This window comes from Burkholderia sp. BC1 (assembly GCF_052683555.1).
This window is the reverse complement of record NZ_JBQYLP010000037.1, coordinates 48681-59207: the sequence shown is the minus strand read 5'-3', so window position 1 is coordinate 59207 and position 10527 is coordinate 48681. Positions and strand designations below refer to the sequence as shown.

Sequence of the window (10527 nt, the reverse complement as noted above, 5' to 3'; positions counted from 1 at the left end):
CCATGATCACGATCCGCCGAAATGCGTGATCACGTTCGCCGGAATACGCAGCCGTGTCGCCGCCTGGCCGTTCGCAACTGTGGATAAGTGCATTTAACTGTCGGGACGGCTCTCTACCTATATCCCATATCGACCCGCGGCAAGCCGCGGAATCACGCGGGCCCTGCCCGCTTGCGTGACAAACCCCGCCGGGCAACAAGCGCTGTCCTCCGGCAGGCCGGCCGCTGGCTCAACGCGCGCGAGGACGCGCCCGGCTGCCCGCACTCCGCATTGGTCACCGACGGCCCATAAGCTTGCAGAGAAGGGGGATGCGCAAGTAACAGTCAATCGCCTCGCACCCTTCGACATGCGCCCTGCCAACTCCTACCACGTGTCTGCAAGAAAAGGGCTGGAGTTGCCCCTGTAATACCGGACACAGCATCACACTAAGGTTGCTGAATCCATCGAGCGCCGGAACTCGCGAGGCGAGCGGTATTTCAGCGCGCTATGGGGATGCTTCTCGTTGTAATGCTCGAACGCGATGGCCAGGTTGCATGCAGCAGTCGCTGCGTCCGGCTTCGGCATGAAGGCGACGTAGTCGCGTTTCATCGTCTTCACGAAGCTCTCGGCCATCCCGTTACTTTGTGGGCTGAGCAACGCGATTTTTCCGCGAGCGGGCGATGCATCAGGATTGAAGCTGGCGATCCCAGGGGCGCTTCTTTATGAACCTCTCCGTGGCCCGGATTTCGTTCGACATCCGTCACGCAGCCATGTGCATTGAAACCTTTGGATCAAGTCTGGCCGGGCCACGGTGTCGCGAAAAACGTTCGCGGTTGAGAAGTTTCCGCTGATATCCGAAAAATTCAAACGCTCGACTGCACAACCGTGCGCGACCTCTCCGCGAGAAGCCGTCCAACCCGCCAGGAATCGCGGCAAGTCACACACCGTTGTCCAAATCGCGCCGCTGGCATCCAGTTCCGGCAAGAAGTTGGCGGGGCAGGATCCGTCCTTCGTTTGTTCCGGGTACCTTAACCTCTGCAATTCAAATCAACCTGCGACTTCTGACGATGAACACGGATAGAATTCATAGCTATCGACTGGCCGACGGCCACGGCTTGCCACATGACCCGATTCCGGCGATCCTCGGACCACGCCCCATCGGCTGGATATCCACCAGCGATGCCAACGACAATTTGAATCTCGCGCCTTACAGCTTTTTCAATATCTTCAACTATCGACCGCCGCTGGTGGCATTCTCCAGTGTCGGCAAGAAAGACAGCGTCAGGAACGCCCAAGCACTGGGTGAGTTCGTCTACAACCTTGCGACGCGAAAACTGGCAGATAAGGTCAACCAGACAAGCATCGAAGCGCCGCCACACGTGGATGAATTTGAGCTGGCTGGCCTGACGCCTGCGCCTTCCACGGTCGTGTCCGTCCCGCGCGTGGCGGAAAGCCCGGTCGCACTCGAATGCGTAGTCACGCACGTGCAACAGCTTTCCTCCGTCGACGTCGCGCGTCTCGACACCTGGATGGTGATAGGCGAAGTCGTAGCTGTGCACATCGATCGTGAGTTGCTGCGCGATGGAATTTACGACACCGCGCTCGCGCAACCGATTCTGCGCGGAGGCGGACCCGCCGACTACTTCGAAGTCCTGCCGGCGGGGAAATTTTCAATGTATCGCCCCAAATAGGTTGGCCGATAGGTTCGCCGATCGAAATCAGACCGGCGGTCGATGCCGGTCGATCAATTCGTGCAGTATTTCCTTGAGGGTTTCGATCTTCTGCGAACTGAATGGCTTTAGAAGCGCCCGCTCATGTTCTTCAGCTTGAGTGATCAAGCCTGTTACGAGGCGGCGCCCGTTGCGGGTCACCTTGACGAGCGTATAGCGCCTGTCGTCACGGCTTGTCGACCGCTCGACATGTCCTTGCGCCTCGAGGCGCAGCAATAATCGCGTCACCGTCGGCTGTTTGCTGACTGTCATTTGCGCCAATGCGGAAATGGTCATCGGGCCATTGCTCGCCAACGTCGACAACACGCGCCATTCCAGAACGGAAAGGCCGCGCTGCTCCACGACGGCATGAAATTCCGTCGAGACAAGATGCCACGCTTGGCCGAGCAGGGCCGGCAGGTAGTTGTCGACAAATGCCTTTGTTTTGGTCATTCCCCTCGCTGCCTCATCGTCTTCACGAAACAGCAAGGATTCTACCTCCCCCCCCGCATCCGGAGAGGAATCGCCGGCCCAACCCTGCATGATCAGAACTTCCCGGAAAGCAGTGACCCGAAGCCTGGGACGGACGTATTCAGTTCGAGCCGCTTGAGCATCATGAACGTCGTCGCCACCGACGAAGAGACAACCGGCAGGCCGACCCGATCCTCGATCAGCTGGATCGATGCCAGCGACGGCATCTGCACGCACGCGGACGCCACCACGGCATCAACCCCTGTCGTTCTCAGCCGCTTCGTAATCTCGACGGGTGCCAGCGGATTCTGGCGACCAACTTCGAGATTGTCGGGAATCTCCAGCGAGATGCTGTCGACCACTTCGATACCCTCGTTTTCGATGTAGTCGATCACCAGTTGCGTCAACGGCTTCATGTACGGCGCGAGAATCGACACCTTTTTCGCGCCGATCGCATGCAGGCCGTCGACCAGCGCACCGGCGCTCGTCACGACTGGCGCCGGCGCCTCGTTCTCCTGCGTGCGTTGGTGCAAACGCTTCTCGGATACCCGGTGATAGCCCTGCCCCATGCTCATGATCGCGACGAGGCATGCATAGCCGAGGACGTCGACCTGCGCATCCGACAGCTCCAGTGCGCAGCGATCGCTGTCTGCGTCCATCGCGGCCAGTTCCTCCTTCGTGACATGCTTCATGCGCATGCGGCTGGAATGGAACGTGAAGCGCTCCGGCTGATGGGCTTCACGGGCGCGCAGAATCGCCGGAATCTCCGTTTCCATCGTCGTGTTCGACGACGGGACGATCTGGCCGATACGATAGGTACGATTGTTGCTCAAGACTGCGTCTCCTGGTTCAGTTCGAATGCCGGCTCGGATGGCGCCGCGAACGGGTCCGCTGCCGCGACGTCGTCGAAGCGTGCTGCCTGCAGCGAACGACGATTGACATGCAGATCGAACACGTCGAAACGGTTGTAGTGACCGGTGATGTCGTGCATCTGGCGTGGCTGGATGCAGCGCGAAAGGTCGATGTCCGCATAGACGATGCCCTCTTCGTCGATGAGCGGCTCGCCGATCACGCGGCCGTCCGGCCCGAGCACGCCGGAAAAGGCGCTGTTGCGGCGCGACAGCAGCTCGCGCGCGTTCGGATGCGACGCGGCCATCGCCTCGACGATCTCCTCCGAGACCGTCGAGCACGAGACGATCGTGAAAAGCTTGCCCTCGAAGCAGTGCGCAGCCGCACGCACCTTGATCGCTTCCGCCATGTCGTAATCGGCCGGCGCAACCGGCAACGAGATATAGCTCGCGACGTGCACGAGCTCGCCTTGCGTCAGCAATGCAAAGCGTGCGAGCGTATTGGTGTTCTCGCCGCAGGCAAGCGCGCCCAGGGGCCCGACGCTGGTCTCGTGCACGCGCAGCCCGGCCCCGTCACCCGGCGCCCACGTCAGCTTCTCGGCCCACGTGGGAACCAGCTTGCGGTGGCGGCCGAGAATGCGGCCGTCGTCGGCAATGGTGACGACCGTGTTGTACAGCGTACCGATCCCGTGGCGATTGCGCTCGTTCACGCCAATCACGACGTTGATGCGATGACGCGCGGCTGCCTGCGCGATCTTCGCGATCTCCGGCCCCGGCAACTCGATTGCCGAGCGCGCCAGCTTCTCGAACCACGGGCTGCCTTCGACCGGATTCATGATCCAGCTCCAGTACGGGTAGCCCGCCACGAAGACTTCCGGGAACGCAACCAGGCGCGCGCCGTTGTCCGCCGCTTCCTCGATCAGCCGGCATGCCTTGTCGACCGTCGCGTCCGTCTGCAGGAAGACCGGCGCCGACTGCACCGCGGCGGCCTTGAATTGGGGAAGTTCAAGCATCGTCTAATCCCTCCGATGTCGGTCGAGTCGCCGCGTCACTCGCCGCGGATGCCGACGCGCGAACGCGAGGCATCGCCGACCGCGACGACCGGATGCCGAAGCTCGCCGATTTTCTCGAGCCGGGCCTCGATGACGTCGCCCGGCCAGACCCATTCCTGCGGATTGCGGCCCGCACCCACCCCCTCCGGCGTGCCGGTTGCGATGATGTCGCCGGGTTCCAGCGTGATGCCTGCACTGATGTCCGCGATCAACGCCGGCACCTTGAACAGCATGTGCCGCGTGTTGGAGTTCTGTTTGGTCACGCCGTTGACGGTCAGGCTGAGATCGAGCACATGCGGATCAGGGATCTCGTCCGCCGTGACGATGACCGGCCCGAACGGCGCGTAGGTATCCTGGCCCTTCGAGTAGATCCATTGGCCTGCGCGGCGGCAATCTCGAGCGCTCATGTCGATCAGCAGGCTGTAACCGAACACGTAGTTCAGCGCAGCGGCCTCGCTGACGCGCTTGGCGCGCGTGCCGATGATCACCGCCAGCTCGACTTCCCAGTCGAGCTGTTTTGTGATGGCCTCGTTATGCTCGATCGCATCGCCCGGCCCGATGACCGTGGTCGGCGGCTTGCTGAAAATGACCGGCTGCTTCGGCAGTTCCTTCGACGTGTCCAGCGTTCGGCTCGATTCCGCGACGTGCTCGACGTAGTTGAGGCCGATCCCGAAGATGTTCTTGCGCGGCCGCGGAATGGGCGCAAGCAGCTTCACGTTGGCGAGCGGCACGGCGGAACCGATCGGCCATTTGCCAACGTGATTGTCGAGCAGCGCGGTCGTCACGGTCACCGCGTGCGGCCCGAGATCGATGAAATCGAGCATGTTGTCCGGCAATGCATAGCCGACGTGAGCGCCGAAATGCGCGAGATCGACCACGGTATCGTCGACGATCGCCCCGAGACGGGCCGCCGCATTCACATTTGCGCGATAGGTAACGAGTTTCATGAGCTGAATCCTGATTGGGTTGATGTCTGTCTAAATGGCAACGTGTCTGTTTCCGGTGTCAAGCCACCGGTTGATGGCCGCCGTTCTCGGCCAGCGCTTCCTCCCGGTACAGCGCAAGCTTTTCCATCACCGGCAGGTCGCTGAAGCAGAAGAGGCATGCATCGTCGGTGGCGCTGGTGTTGACGTGTTCGTGCCAGGCCCACGACGGAACACAGAAAATGTCGCGTTCGTTCCAGTCGAAGCGATGTCCGTCGATGATCGAGTAGCCGCTGCCCTTGGCAACCTGATAGAGAAAGCTGCCCGTGTGGCGATGCGCCTTGCCGACGAATCCCGGACGCAGCAGCTGCATGCTCGCGCCGATCGTCGACATCACATGCCCGCCGGTCACCGGATTGGTGTAGTGCATCAGCAGGCCGTCGAACGGACTGCCCTCGCTGGCCTTCGCGTATCGCTGCAGCGCCTCGTAGGTCGGCTCCCACTGGTACTTGAAGAGCGGCGAATACGGCTTGCTCCAGCCTGCGTTCTGCGGACGCAGGCCGGGTGCACCCCACAGGGCCACCGAATCGTCGACCGGATGGGCAACCGCCTGATGCAGGTCCGGATGCACGGCATAGAAACCGGCCTCGAGCGCGTTGACGAGCGGGATGTCGAGACCGTCCTGCCAAATGCAGGGCAAGCCGTCCGCTTCCACGCCGTGCTCGTGCCAGGTGCCGTTCGGCGTCAGCACGAAGTCGTTGGCCCCGAGCGTCATCTTGTGGCCGTCCACGATCGTGTAAGCGCCGCGCCCTTCCATGATGAAACGAAGCGCCGACGACGAATGCGCATGCGCGGATGCGACCTCGCCCGGGTGCATGACCTGCAGCCCCGAATACAGCCAGCCGACCGCGGCCGACACGTCGCGCCGGCCGGGGTTGTCGAGATAAATGACGCGTCGTCCCGCCTTTTCCGGCGTCACGAGCTCGACCGAGCGCAGCACGTGATCGCGCAGATCGCGGTAACGCCACAGCACCGGCACGGAAGCGGACTTCGGCTGCCACGGCTCGATCTTGTTGGCCACCGTCCACAGCGCGCCGGTCTTCATGCTCGCAAGCTGTTCGTAATACGCAACCAGCTCCGGCGTATCCTCGACGTCGGCGCGTCCGGCTGTCTGCTCCCGATACTGGTCGTATGCGGCTGTTGTCATCGCGTGATCTCCTTGTATCGATCGTGTGGGGAACCTGGCATCAGGTCCGGTTACGTGCGTAGCTGCGTTCGAGTTGATCCTTGCCGGTCGCATAGGCCGCCGGCCATTCGACTTCGCTCCAGCCGTGCCTGGCGCACTCGTGCAGCAGCCAGGCCGGATCTGCCAGATAAGGGCGGGACAACGCGCAGAGATCCGCGCGCCCGGATGCGACGATTCCGTTGACCTGGTCCGCTTCCGTAATCGCGCCGACCGCGATCGTCGGGACGCCTGCTTCATTGCGGACACGGTCGGCCATCGGCGCCTGGTACATCCGCCCATACACGGGCTTTTGGTCGGGCGTGACTTCGCCCGACGACACGTCGATCACGTCTGCCCCGGCGAGACGCAGGCGCTTCGCTATCTCCACCGCGTCGTCGACCGTCGTTCCCCCCTCCGCCCAGTCCGTGCTCGAAATGCGCACGGAAATCGGCAGATGCGCCGGCCACGCTTCACGCACGGCTGCAAGCACGTCCAGCGGAAAACGCAGGCGGTTTTCGAGCGAACCGCCATATTCGTCGTCGCGCCGGTTCGTCAGCGGCGAGATGAAACTGGACAGCAGACAACCGTGGGCGGCCTGCAACTCGATCCAGTCGAAACCGGCCGCGGCAGCGCGGCGCGCCGCCTCCGCGAATTGCGCCCGGATCTGCGCCAGATCTTCCCGGCTGGCTTCGCGCGGAACCTGGGACACGCCGGCGAGATAGGGAATGGCGCTCGCGGACACGAGCGGCCAGTTGTCTTCCGCCAGCGGATGGTCCGGTCGCTCCCAGCCGAGTTGCGTCGAACCACGGCGCCCTGCGTGATTCAACTGCACGCCGATCCGCGCTTCGCTATTTGCGTGGACGAACTCGGTGACGCGCTTCCACGCGTGAACCTGCTCGTCGTTCCACAAACCCGGACATCCCGGCGTCATGCGGCCTTCCGCGGATACCGCAGTCGCCTCGGTCAGCAAAAGGCCTGCACCGCCGAGCGCCCGGCTGCCCAGATGCACCAGATGGAACGAATCGGGCACGCCATCGCGGCTCGCATACAGCAGGGTCGGCGATACGACGACACGATTCTTCAGCGTCACGCCGCGCACGGTATAGGGTGCCAGCAGCGGCGGGCGCGGGCGGGCATCGTCGGCCGTCGGCGCGCCTGCGCGCCGCGCAAGCCAGCGCTCGTAGTCGGCGAGCCATTGCGGGTCGCGCACTCGGAGGTTCTCGTGGGAGATTCGCTGCGAACGGGTCAGCAACGAATAGGCGAACTGTTCGGGCTCGAGCGCGGCATAGCGCGCCACGTTCTCGAACCACTCGGTCGAATTGCGTGCGGCGTTCTGGATCTTCAGCACCTCGACACCACGCACGTCCTCGTAATGCGCGAGCCCTGCGCGGAGATCGCCCTGTTTCGCCTTCAACGTGTTGCACAGCTCGATGGCATCTTCGAGCGCGAGCTTCGTCCCGGAGCCGATCGAAAAGTGCGCCGTATGCGCGGCGTCGCCCATCAGCACGACGGGCACGTCCCTCCCCGCTGCGCCGTCGGGTTTGGTCCAGTGAACCCACTTGCCGCAAATCACGCGAGGGAAGCGAATCCAGATCGCCGAGCCGCGCAGGTGCGACGCATTCGAAATGAGCCGCTCTCCCTGCAGCCAGGGCGCGAAAATCCGCTCGCAGAATGCGATGCCTTCCTCCTGGGACATCTGGTCGATGCCGGCCGCGCGCCACGCTTCGTCGGTCGTTTCGACGATGAACGTCGACCGGCCTTCTTCGAACTGGTACGCATGCGCCTGAAACCATCCATGCTCGGTCGGAACGAAGATGAAGGTGAACGCGTCGAAGATCTTGTTGGTACCCAGCCAGACGAAGCGGCAGTTGCGCTGGTCGATGTCCGGGCGGTACGTCTCCGCATATCGTGTCCGGATCGGGCTGTTGATACCGTCCGATGCGATGACGAGATCGGCACCGTACTCCTTTGCCACGGCCTGGTCGTCCTTGATCTCGGTTTCGAAAACCAGCTGCACGCCGACTTCCTCGCACCGGGCTTGCAGGATATTGAGCAGCTTCTTGCGACCGATCCCGATGAAACCGTGTCCTCCGCTACGGAGCGTCCGATCCTTGAAGTGGATATCGATGTCGTCCCAACGGCTGAACTCGTCGGCGATCTGCTTCGCGGAGACCGGATCCGCCTCGCGAAGATTGTCCAGCGTGGCATCGGAAAAAACGACGCCCCATCCGAACGTGTCGTACGGCCGGTTCCGCTCGATCACGACCACTTCGTTATTCGGATCCTGAATCTTCATCAGTAATCCGAAGTAGAGCCCTGCTGGGCCGCCGCCAATACAGACGATTTTCACATTAGTCTCCTTATTCGTTGACCGATTCCAGGCTCAGTGCCTGACGAAGCATGACTGGAATGTCGATCGCCCGATGCGTTTCCAGCGACGTGGCGACCAGTACCTGGGTCACGCTCATGCGCACGTCACCTTCGATGCCGGTGCATGTAAGCGACAACGTCAGCGACTTTCCGCCGAGACGAAGCACTTCGAGGCTCAGTTCGACGTCGTCCCCCATGCGGCTGATCGAACGGAAATCGGCCTCCAGGCGCACGGTGGGCAAGCCGAAGCGGTGCTTGCCGATATATCCCGCGAAACCCTCCGGCAGCAGGCCGTCGATCCACGACTCGAGCAGATTGTTGAACATCACGAAGTACTGCGGATAAAACACGATGCCGGCCGGATCGCATTCGGCGAAGCGGATGCGGTGCTTTTGTGTCAGTTTGCGCGGATTCATCACGCCTGCCCTCCGGTGGACAGTGCATGCCGCTCGATGCAGGCACGCAGTGCGTTGCCGTGCTCGTCCGCCAGCGCGGCGTCGCGCAGCTCGCGCAACGTGGCCGGCTTCAGCGACGTTGCATGGCGATCGACGACTGCCATCACGGTCTCGTAATTCTTCAGCCCGCGTGCATGCGTATCGCCGTATCCCTTCACGAGCCGCTGACATTGCGCGGTCTCGAGCGCGAGCGCCGGATCGGTCGCTGCCAGCGCGCGCACGCGTGCGAGCCATGTTTCGATACGCTCGTTCTCGACCGCATAGCGCAGCGTGACGCGGCGCCAGCGACGCCAGCGGGCCAGCAGATACAGCATCAGAAACCCGCCCAGTGAACTCGTCTTGACGACCCGCCCCTCTTGCGCAAAGCGCGCGACAAAACGGTGCGCCGCATGCGGGCGCGCCAGCCATCGGCCCAATGCGGCCGGCAGCGTCTCGGCAATCTCCTCGATGCGCGGGTGCATGAACTCGTTGATCTGCAGGAGCTGCTCCGGCTTCGCCCGAACTTCCCCTCGAACCCGGTCGAAGCGGCTTGCGCGCGTCTTGAGATCGGCCACGCGAATCGTGTCCTCGTACGACATCCATAACGCCAGATGCCGTGCCGTCTCGCCCAGCAGCCTGGCGTCCTTGCCGCCCGGCGCCGAACGCAGCACATCTAGGCGATCCAGATACAGCCGGGCGTAAGCGACATCCTGATAGTCGATCAGACGACGGACGCCTTCAACGACCAGGGTCGACGCTTCGTGGGGAAAACCACGCGCGCGCTCGACGAGCGCCGCGACGGCCGGATGACGCGGAGATGAAGGTGCCGCCACCGGGTCCGGCCTGGACGAGGCGGTCACGGTCTCCGCGTCGCCCTGTCCCGCACGCTTGTAGCCGGCGTCGAACGCCTTAAGACTTGGCTTCACGCCCACGCCGCCGCGCTCGATGGTCGCCTCGAACTGCTCACGTGAGAACGGCAATACCTCGGCCGCGCAAAGCGCCCCGAACAGCACGGCACTAATTACACTTCCGGTTCGCTCGGCGACTTCGGCCATATCGAAATGCACGAAGCGCTTCGCCGCGCGCCGTGATTGACGCACGAGAGCATCGCTGTCGACACGGCCGTCCCCCATCGCAGCCTTCTCTCCGATCGAGTAGACGCGATGACTCGACGCAACGAGCGTCGTCCGATCCGATGTGATGATGCCGCGCTGCACGGCGCGCCCCGCCTCCATCAGTTCGGAAGCGAGCACGACGTCCACGTCACCCGGCATGGGCATCAGCGCAAGAACGGGCGCGCGCGGTACGGCAGCGTCCGCGCCCGGAAACATCTCGACGTAGTAGATCGTCGCACCGGTGCGCTGCGCCACACCGGGCACCGACGTGGTCTGGGCAAAATAGCCGTTTTCCTCCCCCAGATTGACGATCCAGTCGGCAAGCACGCCGCCGCCCTCGCCACCCATGGCGAGAATGGCGATCTTGATCGGCTCAGCATTCATTCCTTGGTTCCTCATGA

The 10527-nt window shown here is 62.9% G+C and carries 9 protein-coding genes and 1 pseudogene; 1 reads left to right on the top strand and 9 read right to left on the bottom strand.

The window, feature by feature from the left end:
- Positions 1-420: 420 nt before the first annotated feature.
- Positions 421-630 (bottom strand): annotated as a pseudogene (locus tag ACSHSS_RS18900) (integrase core domain-containing protein); the annotation flags it as partial.
- A 416-nt stretch (positions 631-1046) separates the two neighbouring features.
- Here ACSHSS_RS18900 and ACSHSS_RS18895 point away from each other — a divergent pair.
- Positions 1047-1670, top strand: coding sequence for a flavin reductase family protein (locus ACSHSS_RS18895; protein WP_445545374.1), 624 nt, complete (start codon positions 1047-1049; stop codon positions 1668-1670).
- Between the two features lie 27 nt (positions 1671-1697).
- Here the strand turns inward: ACSHSS_RS18895 and ACSHSS_RS18890 are convergent, their stop codons facing one another.
- The 8 genes from ACSHSS_RS18890 to ACSHSS_RS18855 form a co-directional block, all read right to left on the bottom strand.
- Positions 1698-2141 (bottom strand): MarR family winged helix-turn-helix transcriptional regulator, encoded by a 444-nt coding sequence (locus ACSHSS_RS18890; protein WP_445545373.1) that lies wholly within the window; start codon positions 2139-2141, stop codon positions 1698-1700.
- A gap of 92 nt (positions 2142-2233) precedes the next feature.
- Positions 2234-2935, bottom strand: coding sequence for a maleate cis-trans isomerase family protein (locus tag ACSHSS_RS18885; RefSeq protein ID WP_445545372.1), 702 nt, complete (start codon positions 2933-2935; stop codon positions 2234-2236).
- Positions 2936-2988: 53 nt separating this feature from the next.
- A complete protein-coding gene (locus ACSHSS_RS18880) occupies positions 2989-4020 on the bottom strand; it encodes a carbon-nitrogen hydrolase family protein (RefSeq protein WP_445545371.1) in 1032 nt (343 codons plus the stop codon).
- Positions 4021-4055: 35 nt separating this feature from the next.
- On the bottom strand, positions 4056-5006 hold the full coding sequence (locus ACSHSS_RS18875; protein ID WP_445545370.1) for a fumarylacetoacetate hydrolase family protein: 951 nt from the start codon (positions 5004-5006) through the stop codon (positions 4056-4058).
- Positions 5007-5064: 58 nt separating this feature from the next.
- On the bottom strand, positions 5065-6189 hold the full coding sequence (locus ACSHSS_RS18870) for a cupin domain-containing protein (RefSeq protein WP_445545369.1): 1125 nt from the start codon (positions 6187-6189) through the stop codon (positions 5065-5067).
- Positions 6190-6229: 40 nt separating this feature from the next.
- Positions 6230-8557, bottom strand: coding sequence for a bifunctional salicylyl-CoA 5-hydroxylase/oxidoreductase (locus ACSHSS_RS18865; RefSeq protein WP_445545368.1), 2328 nt, complete (start codon positions 8555-8557; stop codon positions 6230-6232).
- Positions 8558-8567: 10 nt separating this feature from the next.
- Positions 8568-8993, bottom strand: a complete 426-nt coding sequence (locus ACSHSS_RS18860; protein ID WP_445545367.1) for an acyl-CoA thioesterase — start codon at positions 8991-8993, stop codon at positions 8568-8570.
- A complete protein-coding gene (locus tag ACSHSS_RS18855; protein ID WP_445545366.1) occupies positions 8993-10510 on the bottom strand; it encodes an indolepyruvate oxidoreductase subunit beta family protein in 1518 nt (505 codons plus the stop codon). Before ACSHSS_RS18855 ends, ACSHSS_RS18860 begins: the two co-directional genes overlap by 1 nt.
- Between the last annotated feature and the right edge of the window lie 17 nt (positions 10511-10527).